1 protein-coding gene is annotated in these 933 nt (G+C 72.6%); it reads left to right on the forward strand.

Translation table 11 applies throughout. The features are described from left to right. On the forward strand, nt 1-933 hold a 933-nt coding region (locus LQT98_RS23785; RefSeq protein WP_231465726.1), incomplete at both ends, for a thiamine pyrophosphate-dependent enzyme.

Genomic DNA, 933 nt, shown 5'->3' on the forward strand with positions numbered 1-933 from the left:
GGCCGCTGCTGCTGATAGGCGGCGGCGCGCGCCAGGCCGCGCCGCAACTGAGCCGGCTGGCGGAAATGCTGGACGCGCCGGCGCTGATGACCATCAACGCGCGCGGCGCGCTGCCGGACGGCCACCCGCTGGCCCTGTCCTGCAGCCCCTCGCTGCCGGCCGCGCGCCGCCTGATCGCCGCCAGCGACGTGGTGCTGGCCGTGGGCTGCGAACTGGGGCCCACCGATTTCGACATGTACGTGGACGGCGGCTTCCGCCTGCCCGGCGCGCTGATCCGCGTCGACATCGACCCGGAACAACTCTGCCGCGGCCGCGGCGCCGACCTGCCGTTATTGGGCGACGCCAAAGAAACCCTGCAGCTGCTGACGCTGCAACTGACCGACGCCGCCCGCCAGGGCGAAGAACGCGCCGACGCCACCCGCCGCCTGGCCGCCGCCGAAATGGAACCGGAACACGCCGCCGATCTGGCTTGGCTGCACCGCGTGCGCGACATCCTGCCGCAAGCGCGCTGGGTGGGGGACTCCACCCGCCTGGTCTACGCCGGCAACCTGGGCTTTTGCGCCCCGCGCGGCAACAGCTGGTTCAACGCCTCCGTGGGCTTCGGCGCGCTGGGTTACGGCCTGCCCGCCGCCATCGGCGCCGCGCTGGCCGAACCGGACCGGCCGGTGCTGTGCCTGGCCGGCGACGGCGGCTTCCAGTTCACCCTGGCGGAAATGGGCACCGCAATGGAAACCCGCGCCCGCCTGATCGTGCTGCTGCTCAACAACCGCGGCTACGGCGAAATCAAAAGCGCGATGCGCGCCGCCGATATGGAACCGCTGGGCGTGGATCTCTACACTCCGGACTTCCCGGCGCTGGCCCGCGCCTACGGCTGGCGCGCCGAAACCCTGGCACTGGGCACCCCGGAACCGCTGCTGCGCCAGGCGCTGGAAC

Origin of the sequence: Chromobacterium aquaticum (genome assembly GCF_021129195.1) — a bacterium.
GTDB classification, from domain to species: domain Bacteria; phylum Pseudomonadota; class Gammaproteobacteria; order Burkholderiales; family Chromobacteriaceae; genus Chromobacterium; species Chromobacterium aquaticum.